The following is a 26794-nucleotide window of genomic DNA, read 5'->3' as shown; positions in this document are numbered from 1 at the left end:
TAGGACTTACGCATTGACAAAAAAGATTATCTATGTTGTCTAGAAAATGCGATCGCTGCTAAGGTTTGCAAAAATATGCTCACGTACAACTAATGTGAACATATTTCGTTGTACTTCGTACCAATTGCTAATTATTTTTTCAGACCGCATAAACTCCAATCTAACAAAAGCTTGAAGGGAACAAAATATGTGAGTATAGACAACCACATTGGGGCAGTCTGGTATTTCGTTCATCACTATAATGCCTCTCTACGACAATAAATCATTACTATGCATCACTACCAAAATATGGATAAACTTTCACTTTGTATTCGGCAATTTGGAGAAGCGGCGAGATTGCATCTTGACGAAGCTATTTTGTTAGGAGAAATGTGCTTGCTCCCAAACTTTTGCCATGAGCCAAATACATATGAAGTTATTAGTGCGTTTGTAAATAGTGTGAATAGCCGAACTTTATACTGGGGTCGTAGCAGCATGGGCGAGATAACAGTGTTTGCTAAACCCATAAATAACAGCTACGATAAAGACCGAATTAGCACTCTTTATATTGCAAACTTATTGAAATTTAGCAGACGTTTATATCCAGAGATGGAACACTATTCATTCGGCAAATTTTGGGATGAACTGGATGTTTATCGCCACTCTGAATTTTTAAATCAAGATGCATTTGAGATGTGGATGAGTAACTTTGGGCATGAGCCAAATTTGGAAATATTTCTTAAGAGAATAATACCTAAAATGTTCGGTCAGCCTAATCAAAATATTTCTTTCTACTGTCTTGTAAATGATGAAAATGAAAACACAGACTTTGCACCATACATTTTTATTGGCAATAGCTGCATTTTAACCATTGCCAGACGATGGATACTATAGTTGTAGCGGCTTGTAAACAGTCAATAACCGTGACTGTGGCGGTATATTCTTCACTTTCAGTAAAGATGTGGGTAACATTCGTTAATAATTAAGGGGAGATAAGGAGTTGTTTTTTGCCTTGATTTTTGGGTACGCGCACTTGTGTGGTAAAGATAGTAACGTTACCAGCGCTATCAGTTCACTGTAGGTCAAGGTGTAGATACGACCGTTGCCATTACCTGAACGTTCCGCACGTAGGAAGATGCGTCCATCAAAGCGAATCTCAATTTAAAAAACTAAAGTCACAGCGAAACACTTTTCAAACAACCTCTTAGTATACTTTTTTGGTGAAGTAAACTATGCATAAGCTAATCGTTATTTAAATTGCACCATATTCATGGTAATAAAAGCTGCAAACCTCCCTTGGGCTTACGCCATTTGTCGTGCCATCAGATTAGCAAATAAGCCCTTTTGATTCACTAATTCTTCAAACTTACCTTGCTGAACAACTCGACCGGCTTCAATCACATAAATTCGGTCGGCGTTGCGGATGGTGCTGAGGCGATGGGCGATAATTATGCGCGTTACTCCTAACTGGTCTAAGCTGCTACTAACTATCGCTTGAGTACGATTATCTAAAGCACTGGTAGCTTCATCAAAAATTATAATTCTCGGTTTTAAGACTAAAGCACGAGCAATTAATAACCTTTGACGTTGCCCACCAGAAAGATTTGTACCCCCCTCCGAAATGACTGTGTGCATTTCCATTGGCATTGACTTAATATCATCGGCAAACCCAGCCATACGTACTGCTTCCCAGGCTTCTTCCATTGTCACTAATGCGCCACTAGAAATATTTTCAAAAATTGAGGCGCTATTGATGCGACCATTTTGCAGTACTACACCAATTTGTCTACGCACTGCCGATATATCTAACCCCGATAAGTCCTGACCATCATAGTAAATCGTGCCATCTTTTGGCGTTTCAAATCCTAATAACAGCCTAATAATCGTTGATTTGCCACTACCAGAAGGCCCTACCAAAGCAATCAACTCTCCTGGTTCTGCCTGAATTGTCAGAGCGTCTAAATTCAGGGGGCCATCTTCGCGGTAGCGGAAAGTCACGCGATCGACTTTTACTTTACCCGTTAATCGTCCTGGATCGCTTTTGCTCAGGTCGATTTCTGGTTGAGCTTGAAAGATAGGCTTTGCACGTTCCCAAAAAATGCTGATATCTAATATGCTGACTATGGTATTACTCAGCTGAGTTGCCCCAGCGATAAATATGGCAAAGGCGGAATTAAATGCTAAAAATGTACCTGTAGATAATCCTATTCCGCTTTCAGATGGGGCTTGTGCGATTAACGTAACTGCTAGCCAAAAGATAATTATCGAGCTGACAGTTGGCATGGCAGTGTTAAATATCGCTAAGATATCTTCAATTACCTCTGTACTCAGCTTGAATTGTAGCTGCTGACTATACTTTTTTGCCCAATAGGCAAAAGCGCGGTCTTCTGCATTGGTGACTCGAAGTTTGGACACACCAGCAACCATCTGTACAGTAAAACCAAAAATTTCTCCCTCTATTTCTTCTAAAGAACGCAACTTTTGGCGGCTAAGTAAGCCTGAGATGGTAGTGAAGGCGATCGCTATCAAGGCTACTGCGACGACAACTAAAGCTAGACTGGAACTGTAGATAAACAATAGCGCCAGATTTAGTAAAGAGAAGAAGCTGGTAAAAATTGTGCGTAGCACTGTGTCGTTGAGTTTCTGGCGGATTTGAGTGATTGCAGAAACACGAGATTGCAAATCCCCAATTGAATATTCACGAAAGAAAGATACGCGCAGATTAAACAATCTATCCCATAAGGCTGCTTGAGAGTCTAAACTGGCTTTACTTTCTAATCTCAGACCGGCAAAACCTTGGGCAATTTGAAAAATTATCGTCCCAAAGCTGGCGGCTATCAAACCCAAGCCGATTTGCACTAACAATCCTCTATCTGCATCGGGAATCACGGAATCGATGAGGATAGCAGTTGCCAAGGGAGTTAACATTCCCAACAATGCGCCTACAACGCCTGTAAGGAAGATAACAATCAGTTCTCGAATTTTCCCCTTAAAGGCAAACAGAAGTAAGGCGATCGCAGTTAAATTGTTTTCAGGTATAGGACGATAAAATACATAGGCAAAGGGAGCTAGTTGTTGAGCAGTACGATTGTTTACAGGTATGCGGACGTGCTTCTCTGGGTCAAAGATTTCGTACTTTCCTACCCCTGCTGGTAGCAATGCAACAGGAAAATTATCTTGATTGGTATATGCTAATAAAGGGCCGCTATCTTTTTGCCACCATTGGTCATTGAGCAATACGCGTCGGATGCGTATTCGGGATGCACGGGCGATCGCTTCTAATGGTTCTTTAATCCGCTTCATGTCTTCAGAACGCACAGGTGGCAAAATCTTAATTCCTAATGCCCTTCCCACTGCACCTGCGGCAATCAACAACGGTGTACCTGACTGCATCAATTCGGCTTGCTTGGGTTTGAGGACTGAGGCTAAATTTCCGAAAGCATTAACTTTTACCTGAGAATTAAGTTGTTGCCGTGCTTGAAATTGAGTCCATTTTGCTGCCAATTCTTCCTGTTCTATTTGAGTGAGAATTTCGCAAAAATCGCTGTGTAATTCGCTCAAAAGAACTTGGATCTCGTTCCAGTTGGGAAGTTTTTCAGTGTGGGAAAAAACTGGCACAATCGAAAAGCGTTCGCGTTCGCGCAGCTTATCGTAGAGTCTTGTAGAGAAGGTATCGCCTAAACAACTTTGAATATTTTGCTCCCAAGTCTGCACTAACTTAATAAAACTTTCTGCCTCGTCTTTCTCCTGACTTATCCATTGCTCGCATTCTTGTGTAGGTATTTGCAACAACACAGTATCTTCTATGGATACCGCCAAAAGTTTATGGTTATTAGCCGATATCCCAAACAATGCTTCTTTCGCATTGACACTAAATAGATAACGGCGAGTACCCTCAATACCTTGCTCAATCAGAATAGCAAAAACAGCGATCGCACCGGATTCAATTTGCCAAACTGTTAGGGGATTATCTAATACTAGGAATTGATTATCTGTAAGCAGTAACTTGGAATTACTCATCTGGAGTTAAAGGTGCAATGGTTCTTTGGCAAAGGCGTAGGGCATTAAATTGCTCTTCTACTTCTAATGGAATGTTAGTAAAACGAATATAAAAATTATCTGTTTCTGTCGTTTTGTCTAAGACTTTAGCATAGATATCTTCACTTATTTCGGCATTACCTTGCATCAATAAGTTCAGTTTTAGATTAGTAAAGGGCTGTAAAGCTAGATAATTTACTTGAGAGTCATAACATACTTGCGCTCCCTTAGCTGACAGCTTTACTAACTTTCCCTCCATGACAGTGTTATTTACATTTTTTCCATCCAAAACTGTATATTTTAAGGGAATTGCTTCTGGCAGTTCCCAGAAAATTTTATCTTCGTCTTGAACAAGATATAAATTGTATTCTCCAGTAATTCCACCTACTTCATAAATTTTTATCGGTTGTTTCACTCCTTTTGCTTGCACTTCTTTATGTCCAATAATTTTGACAATATAACCAGTTTCATTAATAGTTGATTGCGAAGCAAAAATTTGTCCGCCGACTGTATACGATTCAATGCGATAGGTTAAATTAACTTGATCGCCGATAATTCCATATTTAGTTCGTTTTTCCGAACCAATATTACCGACAACTACTTCTGCTGTATTAATGCCAATACCCATTTCTAGCTTTGGAAATCCCATTTGCTGGATTTTTTTGTTCACTGATTCCATTGCTAGTTGCATTGCCACTGCACAAGCGATCGCTCTTGTCGCATCATCTTTTCTAGTGATTGGAGCGCCGAACAAAACTAAAATTCCATCACCCATAAATTCATCAATCGTGCCTTGGTACTGAGTAATAACATCTGCCATATATCCTAAATAAAGGTTAATTATTTTAATTACTTCTTCAGCAGGTAATTTCTCAGATATAGCTGTAAAACCTCTTAAATCAGAAGTGAGAATAGTAATTTTCTTACGTTCGCCACCAAGTTTTAAACCTTCAGGGTTTTCTAATAAATTAGCGACGACTTCATCGGTGAGATAACGACCAAAGGTCTTGCGAATTGCTCCCGCAGTTCTGGCAATATAAGCAGTCACAGCAATTGCCGAACCAATTAATGTCAGTAATGGTGGGACAATAGGAATCCACCAACCTGCTATAAAAGCTAGATAACTACTACCTACAAGACAGCATCCAGCTAGCAAAATACTAATCAAAGGTAATAATGATTTTATTTTATAACTGCCGCTATATCTTTGTTGCCAGATTAGTATTGCACCAATCAGTGACCAAAGAAAAATCCACAACCATTCCTCTAATTTAGTCCATGTTCTGATTAACGGGCGGCGATCTAAAGTAGCGCTTAAAATTTGACTGATGGCATGAGCGTGAATAGTTACACCAGCCATTCGTTTAGGTGCTGTTAATATAGTACTGCTGTATGGTGTATAGAATAGGTCTTTGAGACTTTCGGCTGTGGAACCAATCAACACAATTCGCCCTTTTACTAAGTCCTTGGGTATCCGATTATCTAACACATCCATAATAGATATGTGCTGAAATTCTTCTTGAGAACTCCGATAATTTATTAGTACTTGATAACCTCGATCTTCAGCCCGAACATAACCACCATCATTACCTTGAAATAATGGGTAAACAACGTTACCTGTTTTTACTAAATAATCTTTTGTTTGTCCGACATCAATTTGGCGATCGCTCAAATAAAGATAGGCAAGTTTAAAGGCAAAACTAAACACATTTTCGCCATTTTTGTCTGACAAATACATTAAACTGCGGCGAATTTTTCCATCCCCATCTAAGGGAAAATCATTTGCACCGACTCGATCGAGTTTTTTCAGGGCTGGTGGTGGTGCTACCGCCGAGCTATCTTCACTTTGGGCTACTTTTTGTACGCCAACTAAATTTGGTGTAGATTCAAACACCTTAACTAATGATTGATGTCCAAAACCTACTGGGAAATCTCGATATAAATCCAAACCAATAGCACTGGGTTTTTGCTGTTTTAAATTCTCTAAAACTTGTGCCAGCAACTTGTCAGGCAAAGGCCAATAACCGCGCTTACCAAGTTTTTGCACATCAGATTCATTAATTTCTACAATGACAATCCGCGTATCAACAGGTTCTGGAGAACGTAACAGAAACATTTGATCCAGCGCTGCCAATTCCAACATCTGCAATAATCCACTCAAGCGCAGGATAAACACTAATGCTCCCACACTGGGAGCAGCAATGAAGATACCGCGATATTGCCAAAGTTGTTGCTTGATATGACTCCACATGAATCAATTCAAAATTCAAAATTCAAAATTCAAAATTAAATACAGCCACACCACTTGCGGGTGGGGTGTCTACCTGTCTTGTGAGACAAGGATTTTTTCGCCCACAAGGGGCGAGGTTTTAAACCTATCTTTTTTGATAAATTATTTAGTCTTGGCATTCCAGATATCTACTTAAAGGTTTGGAAACTAAATCTTTTAACCCCACTGACTCCAATAATGCTTGCCAATTAGCCATGACTGTGCGATCGCTCGGATCGCTAAGACGTTGCTGTACTAATGTATGTAACACTTCATACCAAATCCCAGATCCAGCATACACTTGGGAAAGCTGCTTGGGATTTGTTGTGGCTAGCTGCTTTGATAAATCATTAGTAGGTTGGATTCGTTCTACCCAACCATCGACAGTGATTCCTTCTCCTACTTCTTCTGAATTGTCAGCGATTGACATATACCAGTGATATTTTTTACCTACTTTCAGACTTGGCGCTTTTGTTGGCAGAGTAAAACCAATAATTCCTAATTGTTTAGGAAGTTTAAAAGTCGTCTCATAGACTATATCCTCACCATCTAGAAGTGAAAAGCGAGCAGTTTCTACTGGTATCTGCGGGATAAACCAGTAAAATGTGGGACGTTCTGCAAGGGTTAAACCTATTTTATTTAGAGGCATTAAGGCAGTTAAAGTTTCTTTACTTTCTAAATACCGAGAACCGCGACGAGTCGCCCCACCAGAGGTAGTTTGTGGCGCATTTCGATTTGGTGGGGTAAACTTTTGACTAATTTGCCAATTCTGAAATTTTTGGAATTTCAGTGCTACTGGTGATTCAGCGATCGCCATTCTGGGCAAACTAGACATTACCAATACTGTCATAGATATAGGAACTGCTGCCATGTTTACAAATTTTTGTATCCAACTCATATTAAGTCCTATTAATTTTCAAGTATCTAACAAAGATAAATATTTGTGATAGCACGAAAAAGCGATAGTTAGTTAAATTAACTACCAATGATAAAATCTATATTAACTTTTGTCTAAAAGCTTTGTTAAAGATTTTACCAAAAAACGAAGTAAGTATAACTTAGCACGCTATTTTATGAATTTATAGCGAATTAACCGAAACAAGCTTCGTGCCGCTCTGTGCGAAACTCTGTACCCTTAACTTGAGGAAGTAAAGCGTCTATGCCTTGAAATTTCAAACCTAAATTGGCTACCAATTTGCAAAACTGTGTACTTAGTATAAACAGGAATTTAGTTGTCCAGTAACTTTACCTTTTCATATAAGTCCACCTCTTTTCTGAAAAACCTTGTTTTTACTGACTTTTTACTATTCTGTCAGCCAGGTTAAAAACTTCTATAAAACTAATAAAAAGCTGGATTTTGCTGTAAAAAATGAATTTCACTCCTAATCAAGTTTAAATTCTATGTTTAAAGAAATGCTGGTTAATACTCCCAACTTTTCTGCCTTTAAGGAAAGTGATATTGATTGGATGTTCAGTGTAGGCAGATGTAAAGAGCATCTTCCTAATCAAATTCTCATTCAAGAGGGTGAAGAGATTATTGATACAGTAGAAATTTTATTAGAGGGAGCATTAAGCATTTGTGTCTCTCTCACAGGTAATGTCAAAGACGCACAAGAAATCGATCGCGTATCGCCAGGGGAATTTGTAGAAACTTTATCTTTTATAGATAATCGTCCTCCGTCTACTACTTTTATCGCTCTAGAACCCTCACGGATATTAGCAGTGCCAAGAGAATTATTACTCAAAAAACTGGAGCAAGATACAGAATTCGCCGCGCATTTTTATCAAAAAATAGCTGTTTTGCTGTCACAGCAGTTGCGGGGACTCACTGATTTTCTTGCCAAAAACAAAGTAGTTCCAGGAGAATCACTGCGAAAGGTTTTGTTTGTGTTTGCTATTTTGAACGATAGCGATATTGATTGGATAATTTCCCAAGGAGTAAGAACTAAAGTTAATCCAGGTAAAGTAATAATTCAAGAAGGGAAACCTGTTGAAGCATTATATATATTATTAGATGGCAAGTTAGGGATTTTTGTTTCCACCCCACAGAATCAAGTTGCCGAAAAAGAAATTGCTCAATCTGTAAAAGGCGAAATTTTAGGGGAAATGTCTTTTGTAGAAGCAACAACTGCCTCTGCCACAGTCAAGGCGATAGAATCTTCTATATTACTAGCTTTACCACAAGAGAAACTAGCTAAACAATTAAAGCAAAATACAGGATTCACAGCCCGTTTTTATCGAGCGATCGCTGTAGTTTTAGTAGATCGGATTCGCGATCGCCTGTTCCGCCGTGGATTTGGAAAATTGGCTTACCAACTAGATCGACTCTTAGCAGAAGATATCGAAGTTGAAGATGAACTCAACTTAGATACATTAGACAACACCGCCCTAGCAGGTGCTAGATTTGACTGGATGATTAAACGTCTAAATCGACAATCTTGAAGAAGACAGGATGCAGGAGGCAGAAGGCAGAAGGCAGGAGGCAGAAAGTAGGTAGAAAATAGCTTCATTAGTCTTCAATTCCAGTCTTAATTACGAACTTGTACTGAGCACAGTCGAAGTATTACGAATTAACAAATGAATGGCTGAAGAACAAGATAGTATATTTCGCAAAGAATCGCTGGAGCGTTTATCTTCTCCAGAAAGATTGGATCGGTTAATGCAAGTAGTCAATCCTGTAGATTGGCTGCCTTTGGCGACGCTGGGTAGTTTTGTGTTGTTGGGGTTAATTTGGAGTATTTTTGGACGTATTCCCGTCACAGTCACAGGAAAGGGAATACTTATTCAACCCAATCAAGTTGTCACTTTTGAGTCGCCAATCTCAGGACAGTTAAAAAGTCTAAATGTGAAAACAGGACAATGTATAGATCGAGGATATGTCATAGCAACGATCGATCCGACGGATCTCAAACAGCAATTGCAACTGCAACGCTCAAAACTGGGGCAATTACAAACACAAGAACAAAATTCATCCCTGCTTCAGCGACAACGTACCGCTAAAGAAAAAGAGGCGATCGCATCTGCTAAAGCTAATTATATTCAACGTTTGCGGGATACTCAAACTCTCACGCCTGCATTTTATGAAAAAGGCTTAAATGCCATCCGCGAACAGCGCCTTAGTTTGCAGCAACGCCTCAATGATGCTGTAACTGTCGTACCTATACTCAAAGATCGATTACAGAAGCGCCAGCAACTCGTAGATGCGGGAGCCATTGCCAAAGATACATATTTACAAGCAGAGCAAGAATATAAACAGGCAACGCAAACCGTATCTGATATCAAAGTGCAGCTCAAGCAATTAGATGTAGAAGAAACAGAAGCCCAGCAAAGATACTTACAAAATTTGAGTTCTGTAGGCGAACTGCAAGCGCAGTTAAAAGACTTAGAGACTAAGAGCCAACGTATCGATCAAGAAAACGTAGAAAATCTTAATACCAAAATTAATCAAATTCAAGAAGTTAATCGAGCGATCGCGCAACTAGAAAAACAAATATTAGAAAATAGTCAAATTCTTAGCCCTAGTAGCGGCTGTGTATTAGAAGTTGCTGGTTTTGTCGGACAAGTTACTAGTCCGAAAACTCCGCTCGTCACCTTGAACGTCGGTGACAAAAAGACTTCACTAATTGCCGTCTCCTACTTTCGTGTCGAAGATGGTAAACAAATTCAACCAGGAATGCTCGTGCAAATTACCCCCACTTCCGTAAAAAGAGAACGCTTTGGCGGTATTGTCGGTAAAGTTACCTCTGTTTCCCCCTTACCTGTGACTAAAGAAGGCGCAAAGTCTGTGATTGGCAATCCCGATCTAGTCACAAACATCTTGCTAACTGGAGGCGGAGATATAGAAGTGCGAACAGAAATGGAACTAGCTCCATCCAACTTTAGCGGTTATCGCTGGTCTTCTTCCCAAGGGCCAAAATTAAACATTTCTCCCGGAACAACTACCAGTGTTCGGGTTAAAGTAGCAGAGCAAGCACCAATTACTTATGTCTTGCCTATTCTCAGAGAATTTACTGGCATTAACTGAAGTGTTAGGGGATGTTTGAAAAGTCCTCTTCTTGGGAGCAAAACGTTCTAGATCCCCCTAAATTCCCCGATAAATTGGGGGACTTTGATTTCAGTTTCCCCCAATTTATCGGGGGGTTAGGGGGGAGCAACAAGTGCCTAAAGTCACAACAAAATACTTTTCAAACAACCTCTTAGGGGAACGCTCTTGTGCAATTGATTCAGCAGTTAATATCCTTAATTCAAAACCTTAATCCCTTCCGCCAAAAAGCCCCATTATTAGATTTAGAAACGGCAGAAACTCACATCTTTTCTCGCGTCAAAACTCCCACTCTATTGCAAATGGAAGCTGTAGAGTGTGGAGCAGCAGCTTTCGGGATTATTTTAGCCTACCATCGTAAAATTGTGCCTTTAGCAGAACTGCGGCAAAATTGCGGTGTTTCTCGTGATGGTAGCAAAGCCTCTAACATGATCAAAGCTGCGAGAAACTATGGAATGCAAGCCAAAGGTTTTAAAAAGCAATTGGCGCAATTACAAGAACTTCGTCCGCCATACATTGTTTTCTGGAATTTTAATCATTTCTTAGTAGTAGAAGGATTTAAAAAAAATTGGGTTTATCTCAATGACCCAGCTACCGGGCCGAGACGAATTTCCTTTAAAGAATTTGATGAAGCTTATACAGGGGTTGTTCTGGTAATGGAACCAGGCCCAGAATTTCAACGTGGGGGTCGCAAACCGAGCTTAATAGGCGCACTCTTTGACCGTTTACGGGGTTCTTGGGGAGCCATTCTCTATTGTTTATTAGCAGGATTTTTTCTAGTCATTCCAGGGTTAGTTTTACCAGTCTTTAATCAAATTTTTGTTGATAACATTTTGGTAGAAAATCGCACAGACTGGTTGCGTCCATTAGTTTTGGGAATGACAATTACAGTGATTATTCAGGTGTTACTGACATTACTACAAAGACGTTTTCTGAGAAAACTAAATATTAAATTATCGGTGGAAATGTCAGGGCAATTCATCCACCATATTCTTCGCTTGCCAGTGGCGTTTTATGCCCAAAGATTTGCCGGAGAAATTAGCAGTCGAATCAATATCAATACTAAAGTTGCCGAAGTGCTATCCGGACAGTTAGCCAGGACTGTAATTGATACCGTCATGGTAGTATTTTATGCCTTAGTCATGTTTGCTTATGATGGAGTGCTGACTGCGATCGGTATCTGTTTTGCTGCGATTAATATTTTGACTTTGCAGTGGATTTCCCGACAGCGCACAGATATTTATATGCGAATCATCCAAGATAGAGGCAAAGTTGCAGGGACAGAAATTGCTGCCCTTCAAAGTATGGAAACTCTGAAAGCATCAGCGTTGGAATCTGATTTTTTCTCCCGTTGGTCGGGTTACTATACAAAATTTATTAACGGTCAGCAAGAGTTAGGTATTACTAATCAAGTACTAGGTGTTTTACCTGTTTTCTTAACTAGTTTAAGCTCCTTAGCAGTTTTAGTTATTGGTGGTCTACGAGTCATGGATGGGCATCTCAGCATTGGGATGTTGATTGCTTTCCAAAGTTTAATGACTAGCTTTTTAACTCCAGTCAACTCTCTAGTCAATTTCGGCAGTACCTTACAGGAACTAGAAGGAGACTTAAATCGCCTCGATGATGTATTGCAAAACGCAACCGATTCCGAATTGGATAATCATAATTTACATACCTCACAGTATGCTTCAGCTTGCGAACTTAAGGGATATGTCGAATTAAAAAATGTCACATTTGGTTACTCTCGGACAGATGGGCCTCTAATTCAAGACCTAAGTCTTCAACTGAAACCAGGACAGAGGGTAGCCCTAGTTGGTAGTAGTGGTTCTGGTAAATCAACAGTTGCCAAATTGGTAGCGGGGCTATATCAACCTTGGTCGGGAGAAATTCTCTTTGATGGTATCCCTAGAGAGCAAATTACTAGGGCGATACTTTCTAATTCTTTGGCAATGGTAGAACAGGAAATTTTTCTGTTCGCTGGCAGTGTCCGAGATAATTTGACTTTGTGGGATGATACAGTGTCTAATTCTCAATTAGTCCGAGCTTGTAAAGATGCAGTTATTCATGAAGTGATTTTAGCTTTATCTGGAGGGTATGAAGGTAACTTACTTGAGGGTGCTGCTAATTTCAGTGGCGGACAGCGCCAGCGTTTAGAAATTGCCCGTGCATTAGTCAACGATCCCACAATTCTGATCATGGATGAAGCAACCAGTGCCTTAGATGCTGATACGGAAAAAATTATTGACCGAAATCTGCGCTATCGGGGCTGTTCTTGCATTATTGTGGCTCACCGTCTCAGTACCATCCGCGACTGTGATGAAATTATTGTTCTGGAAAAAGGTAAAGTAGTGCAACGCGGTACGCACAATGAAATGTTGCAGCTTGATGGTTCCTATGCACGGTTGATTCGGTCAGAGCAGGCAAGTGTTTAAGTAAGTCGGCGCAATTATAGCTAACTGGCGGAGGCTGTCATTTGTCCTTTGTTATTAGTAAGGGTTTTAAGCCCATTTACGTTTCCCAACATATTTTGGTTTATTTCACCGACTTATACCAATTCAATTAATGATTGCAACACATCCTTGGTTGAAGACGCGATTCATCGCCTCTCTACAAATGATCTATTTGTCGCATTCTTTTTTCAAATTGGTATTACTTAGCATTGCTTCACGTCTTCTCAACTCTCGAATATTCTTAATCGGCTCAAGACCAAGATATTGCCCCCGAATTCTTAGAGAAAGGTAGTTTAAAGTGTCCCTGCGATCGCTTTCACTCCCCGTCCATGAATCGCTTACAGCCTCTAGTTTATTTAACCATTCTAGATGATGCGATCGCGCTTGTGTCTCGTCTTGCAGCAACAGCGATAAAGACTGAACATCAACCGAGGGGGCTGGAAAAAGTTTAGCCAATCGCCGATTATAAGCGTTGCGTCCCAAACGATAAGCAATTGACATGGCTGGTTCCAAGTACTCTATGTAGTGCCAGATCATCATCGGCATGAAAATAGTTTCACCAGGATAAAGTACCGCATCATAAGCGTTGGTATATCGGAGAAAATCCGTTTTCTCGGCTTCTGAGAAATTTTCCAGGAAGATACCACTGGTACGGCAGAGATTAAGCCGATCGATCGCATCTAGCTTTTGAGTTTCACGCGAATGAATCAATACAAATCGCTTTGTGCCAAAAACTTGAAACAATAAAACATTACGTTGATCGGCATCATAGTGCAAATGAGCATAATTATTGCTGGCAGCGACAAACATGTTGGAGTACAAGTCGCTTTCATCATTTAAATGTTGGTATGAATTCAGGGGCAATAACTGAAGTAACTTTTGGGGCGTAGGATATTCAACACAGATATCAAGAGTTGTGGGTTGTGCTTGTAGGAAATCAAGATATTCACCTAAATTCATCATTCGAGGAACATCAGCTGATGTCGAATTTAGCAGATTGGCGATGTAATTTGGACAGATTTCAACTGGGATATCAGTCAGCCCTGTTTTTACCTTTTCAAGGCTATCCATCGGACGTAGTGGTGAATTCTGAAATAGATTGGTGATAATCGCTGGACGCTGGGGCAGAATATACTCTCGGTAAAAGATATCTGCTGGAGGTGCTTCGATACGGTCGATGTTGTCGAGAACCACGTTTTTTGATTGCTAAATATGCCGTAATGCTGCTTTAGGCCAGCTTCTATTGTCAACCTTTCTTTTCTTGATTTAACATCAGTGAACTGTGGTAAAAGTCATTTCATGACCGACGAATCAACTTCAACTACACAAGCTAGTAGTCAAGACTGGGAAAATGGGAATTGGGTGCAACTTAATGTGGGACTCGTCAGGCATCAGGGTAATGCACTATCGAGTGCCCGTGCCCTGTTTGCCCGACTCGAACCGTTAGTTACTCACTGGCAAAGTAATGATTTGTTGCGCTGTTTCTTCTTTATGAGAAAACCGCCAGATGTACGGGCGCGCTTTTTTACAACAGTGGATCGGCAACAAGCGATCGCTGATATCTCCGATCTCATGTATGCACTTCAGGGTGAGAATTTGATTAATTTATTTTTCTTTAGTGACTACGAGCCTGAAACTGACCGATTTGGGGGACTAGAAGCCATGAAGTTGGTTCATCAGCACTTCGACGCAGACACTTCATTGTGGCTCATGCTTGACTATCTCGATCGACATAACCTTAGTGTTATTTCCAAAGATTTACTTGTGCCAACTGTGTTGCACGATCTCTTTACCCGTACTCTGTCAGATCCGGTAGCTATTCTCGCAACCTGGCACAGTTTAGCGGCTTTAATTTCCACACCTCCTGAAGGCACAATTCCAACAGTTGAACTACTTTCCCTCGAAACTTTGTATGACTCAAAAGAAGCAGAGATATTGCAAAAATATGCCATAGCTAATGACATACTTGCAAAGGAATTACTTAATCTTCAGCATCTTGGTCAATTGACTCAGGATCTAGTTGACATCTTGGCCGCAGTTGCGATGTTCAATTTTCACCGCCACGGGTTTGATTCGCATCGTTCAGGAAGGCTAATTGAAGCTATAATCCGAACCCTTGAGCAAAAGAATGCGAAAAGATGAAATTCCTACAATAGACCTCTTGGCATTTGTGCTTTTTGCAAGAGGGGAAAAGGGTAAAGGTTAAAGGGGAAAGGGACTTTTGCAGAACCTTTTCCTCCGCCCTTACCCCTTCTTGGAACCCCACCTTCCCCTTTACCCTTTTCCCGACAAATGCCAAGAAGTCTAATCTATTCATTAGCCAAAACATTAAAGGGGAATGGCACGCTTGTTAAGACACAGCCCTTGCCCTAACTGGTTAAGAGCCTGAAGGCTCTTAACCCATTCTGGGAGGCTCCGCCTCCTCTTTCTTGACCAGAGGCAGCAGCCCTCTGGGAATACATTCCCAGCCTCCAGGCTAGGAACGAGGCTACGAGTAAGGAGAGTTTTTGCTCCCCTCTCCTGGTAGGAGCTACGGTGTACACACAAGTGTTGGTGCAGTGTATCTATCTCGCCTCGGAATAAATTCCGAGTCTCATAACCAAAGTCTTCTTTTAGAAGACTAAACTAAATTTCTTGTTTAGTCCTCTTTTAGAACACTTTAACTATCAGCCCGGAACTTTAGTTCTGGGCGGGATATTTGCTCAGTGTGAGACTTTCACTTGAACAGAAATATTGGCTGGGTAGGATTTTTAGAGATGTGTGTACACCGTAGCCTGGTAGGAGAGGGGCTGGGGGAGAGGTCAAAATAGCACTCGTCGAACTCACGTTATTTTAAGGTTCAAGCGGCACTAACTTGTCAAGTTTAATGTTAATTTTTGTATATTGCTATACAAAATTAATGTTTTATTAGTTACAAAAGTTGACTTAAGCGATCTGGACATTAGCCTATACTTCAAGCAATTATTGTATTGAACAATACTAAAACTTAAGTGATTGTTCTGTTGCCTAGCGATTGGGAACAATACTTTTGAAGTCAATCACCCAGCTTTCAGATTTAGTTACCTACTTCAAGGGAAAGGCCAAGTATCTTATCTTAAGGAGAGTTGATAATGTCTCAGCAAAGTTTTGTCGAATACTATGAAAATTTTTTAGCTCAACCAGCCAATTCGCCGCTACGTGAAGCGTTGGATGCTACGGAAGCAGGTGAGTTTGCAAGAATCGCTGTTGAACAAGGACAGACAAATGGTTTTGATTTTAACGCTGATGATGTGAAAGCCGTGATGGTTTCGGCTGAAAGAAAGGTTCTAGGTTTGTCAACTACTTCTCCATCTGTGAATATCCGTTCTATTAATAGCGTTAACGGTATTAAAGCAAGACCAGCTAACCGAGAATTGTCAGAAGATGAGTTAGAAAGTGTAGCTGGTGGACTGGCTTCATCCACAGTTAAAGAGACAGTTATGTGTTGCTGGTAGCCTTGATTTAAAGCTTGCGGTATCTGTGAAGGGAAGGCGTTGCTAAATTGCAACGCTAACCTTTTACTTTAATAGACCTCTTGCAAAAGTAACTTTTGCACTCTTGCGGGAAAAGGGACTCATCTTTATTGGGGAAAGGTTTTTTTATTTCTTTTCCCTTTCCCCCAAACCCAATTCCCTACAAATGCAAGAAGTCTAATGATTGTGATATCGCCATTTTCAAAGGCGCTAATTATAACTTCATGTGGCGCGTGCTTAATAGAACACATTGACAAACACTTAAGTGCGTTAGAAATTGAGTATTTATTAGTACTCTCAGCAATGGTTGGAGAAAGAAACAAGCGAATGTGGCAAAATCTGAATGCTCCTAAGCTGAATCTTAATGGCACGTTTCGGACAGAAGAACCTAATTCTACTTGGGAGAAGCTACAAGAATTTCTGGTTGCTTTTGGCATCACGCGGGTTGCAGACATTACTGGTCTTGACTGCATTGGTATTCCTGTTGCTCAAGCGATTCGTCCTAACGGAAAAGCCTTTTCTGGTTCTCAAGGCAAGGGAATTTCACTTCAGCTGGCGATGATCTCGGCAGTGATGGAATCTGTGGAGTCTTATCATGCAGAAAACCTCCCCCAACCAGAGATAGTTGCCTCTTATGAGGAAGTTTGCCGACATCACCAGGCAATCGATCCTAGCGTTTTAGAGCCAGGTAAGCGATCGCAGTTTTATCATCCTGCAATACCGCTAGATTGGATTTGTGGAACCGATTTATTTACGGGCGAACCTGTTTACGTACCACAGGCGTATCTTGATTTAGACACCACAACTGAAAAACGCGATACCAATCTGTTCAGCACTTCTAGCAATGGACTAGCATCAGGAAACCATTTACTAGAAGCGATCGCTCATGGATTGTTTGAAGTCATTGAGCGCGAAGCTGAGTGGCGTTGGTGGCGCTTACCTTTGGAGGAACGGATTAACTGTTTGGTTGATATTCAAACCATCCAGTCTCCGCTTTTGCAATCTTTACTCTATCAAGTTGAACTTGCCAAGGCAACAGCCGTGATTACTGATTTAACTTCAACTATCGGAACACCTACTTATAAATGCTTGATTAGCGATCGGGAAAACTGGCATGGACGACCGACAGCAGCAGGGTGGGGATGCCACAGTTCCAAAGAAATTGCTTTAGCACGGGCGATTACTGAAGCGGCTCAATCACGAGTAACGGTGATTGCAGGTAGCCGAGATGACATTCATCCAGATAGTTATGCCCTTGGACGCATCAGAATGCCAGGTAGCCCAGCGATCGAGTCTAGCAGCAAAAGACCGATCGCTACTCTAATTGATTTTGAAACTCAGCCTGAGCTAGCCTTTACCCCAACGTTTGCAGAAGAAATTCAACAAATTCTCGATTGTTTGAGTAATCAGGGATTTAAGCAAGCTGTCTTCGTCAATCATACGCGACCGGAGTATGGCATTCCAGTGGTGCATGTGATTGTACCGGGTATGCATCTCCCTTCGTCTTTGTAAAATTCAATATGCACTGGAATTCTTTGGAACCTAGTCAAATTCTCATTTTTCTTGGGCCCACCCTATCTGTTACCCAAGCCAGTCAAATTTTACCGGCCTGTTACCTCGATCCTGTCCGTTGTGGTGATATTCTTGCCTATCTGCGGTTACAGCCGCGTGTAATTGCTATTATTGACGGTTTTTTTGACCGTAGCGCTTCAGTTTGGCATAAAGAGATTCTCTGGGCATTAGAAGCAGGAGTGCGAGTATTTGGGGCAAGTAGCATGGGTGCGCTTCGAGCCGCTGAACTTGAAGCCTTTGGCATGGAGGGATTTGGAGCTATTTTTGCAGCCTACCGAGAAAGACACTACATCGGGGATGATGAAGTGGCAATTTTGCACAGTAGCCCTCAATTCCAATACCAACCCTTAACTGATGCCTTAGTAAACATCCGCGCTACAGTTCAGCTAGCGGTAGACAAAAATATTATTGAGCCAGCGATCGCTAGTTTAATTATCAGTTGTGCCAAACGGCAGTTCTTCACTCAACGACATTTGAGCCAAGCAGTGGCTGAAGCTGAGGTACAGGGGGGCGATCGCCAGGTTTTAGCCCAGTTTTTGGAATTTGTGCAAAATGGCGGCTATGTGGATCAAAAACAGTCAGATGCCATTGAACTGCTGAAACATCTGGCCGCTATGGTTAGAGAAAGTGGTGGTACTGCTGCTAATCAGCAAGTAAAGTTTCAACTCAACAAGTCGATTTTCATAGAGGAACTTCAAGCTAGAGTTGCTATTCGTCCATTACGGACAGCATATTCCTGGTTGCCTCTGACTGAAAAATTAAGCCAAGAAGCCCGATTTTTCGGCAGAGTTTACATTCAATTGCGTAATCTCGCTGGGTTAATTCGTTGGTGTGATGCTGTAGCCCAACAACAGAACTTGCAACCTGAAGAAGGCAGGAGGCAGGAGGTAGTGGGTTCGAGTTCTGATGCTAATGAACTAGAGTTAGACGTGGATACCTCAGCAATACCAGTCTTAGTTGAACGTTTGGGTCGGATTCAGGCATTGCTGAAACTTCATAGTGCAGACGATACCTTTGCCAAAAAGGTTGAACAATTGCATCAATTTGTCTTGATAATTGTTGGTAAGGATATCTCCTCAGTTCAGCAAGAGATAACTAACGCAGATGCAGATATTGTAACTGCATTAGCGAGTTGTGAACGTAGATTGTATCGTCAGGTTGCTATCCTTTGGGCTTTAGCCGAACAGACAAACAGCCAATCAAAAGCGAGTTTGAGAACTAGCATTACTCAAAAAATTACGCAACATTTTTTCCAAGAAAGGGGAGTTACTAACGAGGCTGAATTTCCGGCTTGGTTATCGAGTAATTCCTTCACTCCAGATGAATTTTCTCAGATGATGGAAGCGATCGCGCGGCTAGAGGGATTTGTCAATGTACCCCGATGGTGGGGGCGAGGTATGAGCAACTATTTCTCAGTCACTGAGTGCTTTCTTGCCGATGCCTTAAGGCTGTCTGGATTTTATCCAATTTTAAGTAAAAAAGTTCATCTGGCTGAACAAACACAAAGCTGGGAAACCGATCTGAAAAACTGGCGTCAGGTCAATGCCTTTCCCCAGGTATGTAATATTACTCAAGTGGCTTTTTGGCTAGATTTTAGCGAACCAGAAGAATTTGTGAAAGAACTAAGTATAAGGCAGAATTGAATTCAAAATTCAAGTTGCGCTGTCAGCGCACCAAAGGTGCGACTCAAAATTCAAAATTAAAGAAATTTTCATCCGTTTTCGAGGTAACTCCAAAAATGTTTAGCACTAACTTTGATTTTGAGAAATTAATTCAGCCTATCGATACCGTAACCTTCTTCAAAGAATACTGGGAGCGGCAGTGCCTTGTTGTTTCACGAAAAGAAACAGATTACTATTCAGGTCTGTTTTCTATGAAAGATGTTGACTCGCTCATTCGCTTTAGTGGCATTCGCTATTCTGACTTTAATGTATCCAAAGTGGCAGATGATTTTTCTAATCAAGCGAATAAATTAGGGGGAAAAGGCTCTATAAATCCCAATGCATCTCCTAGTATTTATCAATTTTATGATGCCTATAATCAAGGCAATACCTTGTGTATATTTCATCTGCAACAGCATTGGGAAGCGATCGCCACACTTTGCAGAAATCTGGAACAATATCTCAATCATCCAGCGAATGTCAATCTTTACCTGACCCCTAAAACTGCTCAAGGATTTCCTCCCCACTTTGATACACACGATGTTTTCGTTCTTCAGCTTTCGGGAACTAAACTCTGGCGCACCTATGATTCCTACTGGGATTTGCCAATGCTAGAAGATGCTCGGCGATTACCACAAGAAGTATTACGGGAGCAACTAAAGGCTCCTAATCATGAAGTTGAACTCAAGCCAGGTGATATGTTATATATCCCGCGTGGTTTTGTGCATGAAGCCAAGACGTTGGATACTTCCTCACTTCATATCACCGTCGGTATCGCTGTTTATCGCTGGGTTGATCTGATTCAAGAAGCTCTCACATCGATTGTGCAGCAAAATGTTGAATTTCGCAAAGCAGTTCCCGTTAGCTTTTTGCGTGACGATGATGCCAGGACGCAGACCAAAAATCAATTGAAAGATTTACTCAAAACCTTCGCTAGTAGCGTTGATATTGATGATGCAGTTGAACGACTAACTATTAAGTTCATTGGCTCACTGTCCCCACTCGCAGATAGCCATTTCAGTAAATTGGACGACTTGCAACAGATTGACTTGGATACTTACGTTGTCAAACGCCAAGGAATGATTTGCACAACCGTCAGAAAAGGAGATGTAGTGATGATTCAATTTCCCCAAAACAGAGTTGAAGGGCCAGCATACGTTGAGCCAGCTTTCCGCTTCATTGCTGAGTCAGAAGCTGCATTTGAGATCAAATCGCTGCCCGATTTTGCCAGCGACAATAGCAAGATCGTGTTGGTACGCCGTTTGCTCAAAGAAGGATTGTTAACGATTGTTTGAAAATAAAAATAGTCAGGACTTACGCTATTGCATTAGACTTCTTGCAGAAGTGGGGAAAAGCGTAAGGGGTAAAGGGAAAAGCGGCTCATAAAAACCCTTTTCCCTTTAACATGCATCCCTTTCCCCCCTCTTGCAAAAGTAACTTTTGCAAGAGGTCTATTAGTTCTGAAGGGTAAAAAAGTTCGTAGTAAGGACTTTAGTCCTGGATTTTTAAGCACTGAAGTGCTTATACCATTTCTTTATGAAGCTGCGCTAAATAAAGCTTCAAGAATAAAGTCGTAAGAAGTCAGAGAAGCAATCACCTCAGGTGTAATTGTTTTTAGTACATCAGTTAACTTCTGCTGTAGTTGCACAAGAGTTTTACAATTTTCCCATTGCAGTTTCGATTTGAGAAATTCCCAAACACGTTCAATCGGATTGAGTTCGGGAGAGTGAGGAGGTTGAAAAATAGGGATAATATTATCTGGACAATCGAGAGCTTTAGCTTTGTGAAATGACCCCTGGTCGAACTGTATGACTGCGATATCATCTCCTCTTGTCAGCAGACAGTAATTCCAAAAAACGTTGGAAACAATCCCCATTCAGGTAGGGAAACTCATAGAAAAAGCTGTATCCACTCAGAGGTTCGACAACACCGTATAGATAAAAATTCTGGCGTTGCCACTGGCTTAAGCCAACAGGTTTAACTCCTTTAGCTGTAATTAAACGTCCTGTAATTGTCTTTAATCCTAATCGTGTTTCGTCTTGACCGGAGGCGGAGCGTCTCCGGCTCCGCACAAGTACCTTAATCTCTTCCCCTCTCCAAATTCCTCCTGCAAGAATTTGAATGCTAGAGGAAGTTTTTTTTAAAGTGAGATAGACTTTCTGGTTGTTGTTTGGTGCTTTGAGGACGAGGTACTTTCAACGGGAGCACCTAAACGGTTGCGAACAACTTCATAGACCGTTTTATAAGCCAGTGAAAGCCCTAATTCGCTCTTGAGCCATTGTTGAATTTGACCATAGCTTTGAAAACCAGATGGCTCCTGTAACCGCTTTTTCAAGCGTTCTAAGTCTGAACCACTGATGCTCGGAGCTTTTCCGGGTGCATGTTTGACTTCAAGCAAGCCCCTTGTTCCTTCATCTTTATACTTTCTCACCCAACGAGTTATGGTTGCTTCATCACGCCCTAAACGTTCTGCCAGCGATCGCCTGCTGCTGACTTGACTACTCTTGAGCCAATAGAGCATTTGCAATCGTTCTTTGCTGCTTGCCGTTGTGGAATGTTTGAGAGCTTTCTCCAATTCTTCAAGGCTTTCTGAAATCTCGATTTGGAATGGACCACTCATCACAAAATTACTAAATGCATCCATCTATAAGTTTGACGTAGTTTGGCGCATCTTCATACAGAATTGGTATTACTACAAACTCAGAAATACAGCGTCCTCATATCAAGCCCCATTATTTAGTTATGAAGTTCCCTTTTCCCTTTCCCCTTTAACCTTTTCCCTACCCGAAGGGTTTGACATAGACCACTACGCAGGAAGCCAGGTGTGTAACCAACTATCTCGGCGCTTTGCGAAGTCGTAAAGTAAATCTTGCCGTTGCTCGCGCAAGCAGGAGAGGGCTTGATGTTGGGGCATGGCAGTGCTAGCCAGCCCTTTGAGTATTGCGAGTTGGCGTTGCCAAGTGGCTAAATCTTCCACGGGTTCCACAAAGCGAGCGGATACCTGTTGCCCAGCTAATAATGTGTCATAGGAGTGATCGTCAGAGAAAAACTCTGGCGGATGTAGTGTATAAAACATCGAATTTCGATAAGATAAGGGCGCTCGCTCGCTAAACAATGCTAATCGCTCTACTGCACCAGAGATATCTGTGTTTCTATTGGCTGCTTGCCAGAAGGGAGTAGATAGACGGTGATTGAACTTGTAGTGAATTCCAAGAAACCAACGCAGGGCATCCCAACGATCGCCAATTTTGCGGTTGAGTACAGATTTCACCCCCTCATCTTGCTTTGATGCTGGAAAGTTGGTAAGTAGGAGTTCCAATTCGAGAACGATCATGTGGATGGCTGTGGATTCTAAGGGTTCGACAAACCCATAAGAATTGCCGATCGCCACAACGTTGCCTTTCCAAAAATCCTCATGCCGCCCGGAACGAAACTTTACAAGCCAAGGATCGCCCATCCCCGGATTTTTGGCACGCATTTCCTCTAGGGCTTGATCGGCACTACAAAATGCTGAAGAAAACACATATCCCCGATGATCGGCATCTTCAAAAGGGATATTCCAGCACCAACCATTATTCATGGTTTCGGCGAGAGTATAAGGTTTAATAGTGCCATTATGAGGGACGGTAGCAGCGATCGCTCGATCGGTGTTGAGGGTATCTTGGTAACTTATGAATTTTGAGCCAAGTTTTTGCTCTAGCAACAACGAGCGAAAGCCGGAACAATCAATATATAAATCGTAAGTTAGTTTACGCCCATCCTCAGCGATTAGATGGGTAATGGTTTCACCATCGGCAGATATCTGGGCATCAGAAATTTGCACGTCAATATGCTGTATCCCGGCAGCGATCGCTTCCTCTTGTAGGTAACGAACAAACCGCCGATTATCGAGGTGATACGCCCAGCGAATCTGGTGAAGTAGAGACAATGGAGTACCATCGCCCCGATCGAAAATCGGAGCGCGATCGCCACTCATCAGCATTGCCCCTAATGACTGATTGTTCAGCGTTGAATCATAGAGAAGCGATTCTAGCAAGCGTCCGCGCTGAAACGGAAATGTAAATTCATAATCACCGGGCAGTCCCCACTGAAACTTAATCCCCAACTTCCATGTAGGAAGCACGCGCTGATAAAAATCAACGATGTCTAGCCCTAAAAAGCGGGGACTATGGAGAAACTTAACCAGTTCTGGAGTAGTTGCTTCGCCGACGCCGATCACCGGGATAGCACTTGATTCTAGCAAAGTTACCTTGATGTCTGGTCTGAGAGCGCGAAAGGCTAAAGCCGTGAGATAACCAGCTGTACCACCACCCAAAATGCCCACCGTTTTGCAAGGATCGGCTGCTGCACGGATTGTAGCATTGGGTGAGTTCGGCCAGATCCGACCGATTTCTTGGGCAGCCGCAGCGATCGCATTTCGTTGCAGCACTCCCAATGGTTCATCTAATTGCGATGTACACTGCTGACATTCACCGCTAGGAAGCAGCCGCTTAACAGTGCCATCGCCTTGTCGATTAATTTTTACAACGCTGGTGGCGCGAGTTGCTGTTAAGTTCAAACCTAAGATGGAAATCGCTTCTTCAATACATACCTGCGCTATGGAGGGCAAAAGTGGACTATTTGCCTGGTTAAGGATGGGGGTTGACAGTTGCGGCAAAATATCCTGTAAAACCGATGGAATACCTTCTAAGGTAATGACTCGACAACTAAAACAAGCAGTTGCACCCCGAATCACTGTTGGCCCGATGAGTGCTGTTTCTGGGGAAGCAGTGACAAATAAACACGGTGTGCCACTGGCTAGGGCTGATTTGTTGACATCGAATAGGGCTTGATACGGTACACCTTCCAAAGCGCAGATTACAAAGTCGAATTCTTGAAATTCAAGCCCAGAAACACTCACAGTCTCTAGACTATTTGCAGGCACTTTCCAAGAGCCATTGAGAAGTATCCGTTCTTGCTGGAGAGCGAGAAATTCCGGCGTTTGACAGGAAGCAAAATCTGTGAATGAGAAAGCGCGGTGATTTTGAAAACCATGTTTAGCAAAGGCTTGATTGAGAGTATCGAGTAACTGGTGATTGCCGATGATAGCGATCGCCTTTTGGCGTACTTGTTCGGGAACGATTGGCAATTTCCAGTCAGAATTTACGGGTGCAGTTTCAGTTACTACTTCCTCTAAGATATGCAACTGAGTTAAAGCCAAGACAATCTCATGTAAGTAGTTGCGATCGTAAGAATTTGCAAGTTCAGCATAAATTGCCTCAAGCGATCGCACCCCATCGATTAGCGCCAGTAGTTCCCGGATGGTACTGGGGCTAATGCCTTCGAGGGCGAACACTTCGCCGCCCACCCAGCTACAAACCTCACCCGTCTCACTGAGGATTAAATGGGCATTGGGGTTAACGCGAGGCACCTGGGGAATGGTATTTATGAAGTCAGCCATTGACATTTTCTTTCTTTAACAACCTGAATCGCCTCATGGATTGATAAGGCGTTAGTACACTGCTTCGTGAAATAATTTTGGATTTGTCGCCAACGATCTAAATCTAAGCTGTCATTGTGGCTTTGATACTTCGTAGCCACTCGTTGACCCATGAGTAAATTCAGATAACCGTTGTATCCAAAAACACTATTGGGGCAAAGCAGAATTTGACCAAGGCTTGATGGGCCATTGTGTTGAAAAAAGTCTACTATTGCTTCGGCATCACCAATATCAGTTTGATGCCAGCAGTGTTGCCAGAATTCTGATTCTACTCGGTGATTGAATTTGAAGTGAATCGACAAAAAATCACGAATATCATCCCACTTTTGGGCGATCGCTCGATTCGCAAGATTAATTAAGGCTGGGGTGGGTTGCTGGTCGGAATCAATCAACACATCGCACACACATTTAATGGTTTCGCCAATCATGTGTAATCCTGTTGATTCTAAAGGTTCTACGAAACCGGAAGCGTTGCCCACCGCGACGACATTATTTACCCAAAATCGTTGATGTCGCCCTGACTTGAACCTCACAATACTATGGCGATCGCTCATCAAAGGATTGTGCCGTTTCATCTCTTGCAGAGCATCATCATCATTGATAAAAGCGGATGAATATACATAGCCACGGTTGACTTTATCCGGCAAATCAATTTGCCAACACCACCCACTCTGCATGGTTTGGGCAGTTGTGAAAGGGTTGATTGCATCATCTCGCATCCATGTGCCTGTGACAGCAGAATCGCAAAACAAGCTGCTGGCAAAACTGCAAAAGGGTTCTTGCAGAATCTCTCCTAGCAACGTCGAGCGAAAACCAGAACAATCGACAAATAGATCGCCAGCCAGCATTGTGCCATCATCAAACTTGAGTTGGCGAACATAGCCATTTTCGGCGACTTCAATATTTACAACAGGTTTATCAATAATCTTGATATCAATTTCTGTTGCTCTTCTTTCTAAATAAGAAACGAAACTAACATTTTCAATATGGTATCCAAAGCGTTCATCAACTACGAAATCGCCATTTTCTCTGCGGAAGCAAGGTGACTTGCACTGCTCCATCAACAGTGAATAAAGGCTGGATTCTGTGGTGGAATCAAGGCAATAGTAAGCAGTGCTTTTGCTCAAAACACTGAGTTTATCCGCCAGATGAGTCACAAAAGGATAGTTGAAGTGAGACTGACTAGAATCTCCCCAAATAAACTTAATTCCTAGTTTCCAAATAGGTTGTGTTTCTTCATAAAATTGCTCTCGATTTAATTCTAGATACTTATGCAGAAACCAAGGTATCCAAGCGGTAGTCGCTTCACCCACTCCAATAATCGGAATGGTTGTGGAATGGACGACGACCACGTTCAAAGCTGGCATCTTCACCTTCAACGCTAAGGCAGAAAGAAATCCAGCACTCCCCCCGCCAAAAACTACAACATTGTGTATTGTCTTTTCCACACCTATGGCCAGAAATGTTAATGAGAACTTTAGCGCTTCTGGGTTGAGTTCAATACAGACCTAACCCCCAACCCCTTCCCTATAAGGGAAGGGGAGTAACATTCAAAGCCTCTCCAATAATAAAAGCTGCTCCTTTTCCCTCTCCTAAGAGGAGAGGGCTAGGGAGAGGTAGGAGAGAGGAATGAAAGTGAGGTCAAAGTGTATTGCATACAAACGAGAAGTGTTATATCTAATCTCAGTAATGCTCTATATTAGAGTATGCAAGCTTAATGGAATTTAGGAATTATTTGCTACCAATCTTAGCAATTGATATTTAGTTCTTAACTTCTTTAAACATTTCCATCTTTTGCTGTTTAAATCGGCTA

General features: G+C 41.8%; 18 protein-coding genes and 1 pseudogene. 9 read left to right on the top strand and 10 right to left on the bottom strand.

Going from position 1 to position 26794, the window contains the following annotated elements; all coding sequences use genetic code 11:
- Positions 1–39 precede the first annotated feature (39 nt).
- A pseudogene (locus ACR5KR_RS06295) lies at positions 40–201 on the bottom strand (IS701 family transposase); the annotation flags it as partial.
- An 87-nt stretch (positions 202–288) separates the two neighbouring features.
- Here ACR5KR_RS06295 and ACR5KR_RS06290 point away from each other — a divergent pair.
- Complete coding sequence (locus ACR5KR_RS06290) at positions 289–873, top strand: hypothetical protein (RefSeq protein ID WP_448265863.1); 585 nt, start codon at positions 289–291, stop codon at positions 871–873.
- Between the two features lie 408 nt (positions 874–1281).
- On the opposite strand, the gene ACR5KR_RS06285 is transcribed toward ACR5KR_RS06290, so the two are convergent.
- The 3 genes from ACR5KR_RS06285 to ACR5KR_RS06275 form a co-directional block, all read right to left on the bottom strand.
- Complete coding sequence (locus ACR5KR_RS06285) at positions 1282–3999, bottom strand: NHLP bacteriocin export ABC transporter permease/ATPase subunit (protein WP_448265862.1); 2718 nt, start codon at positions 3997–3999, stop codon at positions 1282–1284.
- Positions 3992–6268, bottom strand: a complete 2277-nt coding sequence (locus ACR5KR_RS06280; protein WP_448265861.1) for a CHASE2 domain-containing protein — start codon at positions 6266–6268, stop codon at positions 3992–3994. Before ACR5KR_RS06280 ends, ACR5KR_RS06285 begins: the two co-directional genes overlap by 8 nt.
- A 145-nt stretch (positions 6269–6413) precedes the next feature.
- Positions 6414–7157 carry a DUF928 domain-containing protein gene (locus ACR5KR_RS06275; RefSeq protein ID WP_448265860.1) on the bottom strand — a complete coding sequence of 248 codons (744 nt, stop codon included), beginning with the start codon at positions 7155–7157 and terminating at the stop codon, positions 6414–6416.
- Positions 7158–7687: 530 nt separating this feature from the next.
- Here ACR5KR_RS06275 and ACR5KR_RS06270 point away from each other — a divergent pair.
- The 3 genes from ACR5KR_RS06270 (at position 7688) to ACR5KR_RS06260 (ending at position 12760) form a co-directional block, all read left to right on the top strand.
- The gene (locus ACR5KR_RS06270) at positions 7688–8728 is read left to right on the top strand and encodes a cyclic nucleotide-binding domain-containing protein (RefSeq protein WP_448265859.1); all 1041 of its coding nucleotides are present in this window, start codon (positions 7688–7690) and stop codon (positions 8726–8728) included.
- Positions 8729–8867: 139 nt separating this feature from the next.
- Positions 8868–10310 carry an NHLP bacteriocin system secretion protein gene (locus ACR5KR_RS06265; protein WP_448265858.1) on the top strand — a complete coding sequence of 481 codons (1443 nt, stop codon included), beginning with the start codon at positions 8868–8870 and terminating at the stop codon, positions 10308–10310.
- Between the two features lie 320 nt (positions 10311–10630).
- The gene (locus tag ACR5KR_RS06260; RefSeq protein WP_445632168.1) at positions 10631–12760 is read left to right on the top strand and encodes an NHLP family bacteriocin export ABC transporter peptidase/permease/ATPase subunit; all 2130 of its coding nucleotides are present in this window, start codon (positions 10631–10633) and stop codon (positions 12758–12760) included.
- A 186-nt stretch (positions 12761–12946) separates the two neighbouring features.
- On the opposite strand, the gene ACR5KR_RS06255 is transcribed toward ACR5KR_RS06260, so the two are convergent.
- The gene (locus ACR5KR_RS06255; protein ID WP_448265857.1) at positions 12947–13972 is read right to left on the bottom strand and encodes a cupin-like domain-containing protein; all 1026 of its coding nucleotides are present in this window, start codon (positions 13970–13972) and stop codon (positions 12947–12949) included.
- A gap of 105 nt (positions 13973–14077) precedes the next feature.
- Between ACR5KR_RS06255 and ACR5KR_RS06250 the strand changes: the two genes are divergently transcribed.
- The 5 genes from ACR5KR_RS06250 to ACR5KR_RS06230 all read left to right on the top strand — a co-directional run bounded on the left by ACR5KR_RS06250 (position 14078) and on the right by ACR5KR_RS06230 (position 20797).
- Positions 14078–14920 carry a thiopeptide-type bacteriocin biosynthesis protein gene (locus ACR5KR_RS06250; RefSeq protein WP_448265856.1) on the top strand — a complete coding sequence of 281 codons (843 nt, stop codon included), beginning with the start codon at positions 14078–14080 and terminating at the stop codon, positions 14918–14920.
- Between the two features lie 968 nt (positions 14921–15888).
- Positions 15889–16251 carry a hypothetical protein gene (locus tag ACR5KR_RS06245; protein WP_445627298.1) on the top strand — a complete coding sequence of 121 codons (363 nt, stop codon included), beginning with the start codon at positions 15889–15891 and terminating at the stop codon, positions 16249–16251.
- A gap of 198 nt (positions 16252–16449) precedes the next feature.
- Complete coding sequence (locus ACR5KR_RS06240; protein WP_448265855.1) at positions 16450–17781, top strand: YcaO-like family protein; 1332 nt, start codon at positions 16450–16452, stop codon at positions 17779–17781.
- Positions 17782–17789: 8 nt separating this feature from the next.
- On the top strand, positions 17790–19484 hold the full coding sequence (locus ACR5KR_RS06235) for a TfuA-like protein (RefSeq protein ID WP_448265854.1): 1695 nt from the start codon (positions 17790–17792) through the stop codon (positions 19482–19484).
- A 230-nt stretch (positions 19485–19714) separates the two neighbouring features.
- Positions 19715–20797: a cupin domain-containing protein gene (locus ACR5KR_RS06230; protein ID WP_448265853.1), complete on the top strand. Its 1083-nt coding sequence runs from the start codon at positions 19715–19717 to the stop codon at positions 20795–20797.
- A gap of 239 nt (positions 20798–21036) precedes the next feature.
- On the opposite strand, the gene ACR5KR_RS06225 is transcribed toward ACR5KR_RS06230, so the two are convergent.
- The 5 genes from ACR5KR_RS06225 to ACR5KR_RS06205 form a co-directional block, all read right to left on the bottom strand.
- On the bottom strand, positions 21037–21378 hold the full coding sequence (locus ACR5KR_RS06225) for a transposase (RefSeq protein ID WP_448265852.1): 342 nt from the start codon (positions 21376–21378) through the stop codon (positions 21037–21039).
- Complete coding sequence (locus ACR5KR_RS06220) at positions 21323–21574, bottom strand: hypothetical protein (protein WP_448265851.1); 252 nt, start codon at positions 21572–21574, stop codon at positions 21323–21325. Before ACR5KR_RS06220 ends, ACR5KR_RS06225 begins: the two co-directional genes overlap by 56 nt.
- 68 nt (positions 21575–21642) lie before the next feature.
- Positions 21643–22122 (bottom strand): helix-turn-helix domain-containing protein, encoded by a 480-nt coding sequence (locus ACR5KR_RS06215; RefSeq protein ID WP_448265850.1) that lies wholly within the window; start codon positions 22120–22122, stop codon positions 21643–21645.
- A gap of 186 nt (positions 22123–22308) precedes the next feature.
- Positions 22309–24942, bottom strand: a complete 2634-nt coding sequence (locus ACR5KR_RS06210) for a tryptophan halogenase family protein (protein WP_448265849.1) — start codon at positions 24940–24942, stop codon at positions 22309–22311.
- On the bottom strand, positions 24927–26429 hold the full coding sequence (locus tag ACR5KR_RS06205; protein ID WP_448265848.1) for a tryptophan 7-halogenase: 1503 nt from the start codon (positions 26427–26429) through the stop codon (positions 24927–24929). Before ACR5KR_RS06205 ends, ACR5KR_RS06210 begins: the two co-directional genes overlap by 16 nt.
- Positions 26430–26794: the final 365 nt, after the last annotated feature.

The sequence above is a fragment of the Nostoc sp. DSM 114159 genome (assembly GCF_053470285.1).
This window is presented reverse-complemented; position numbering and strand designations above follow the sequence as displayed.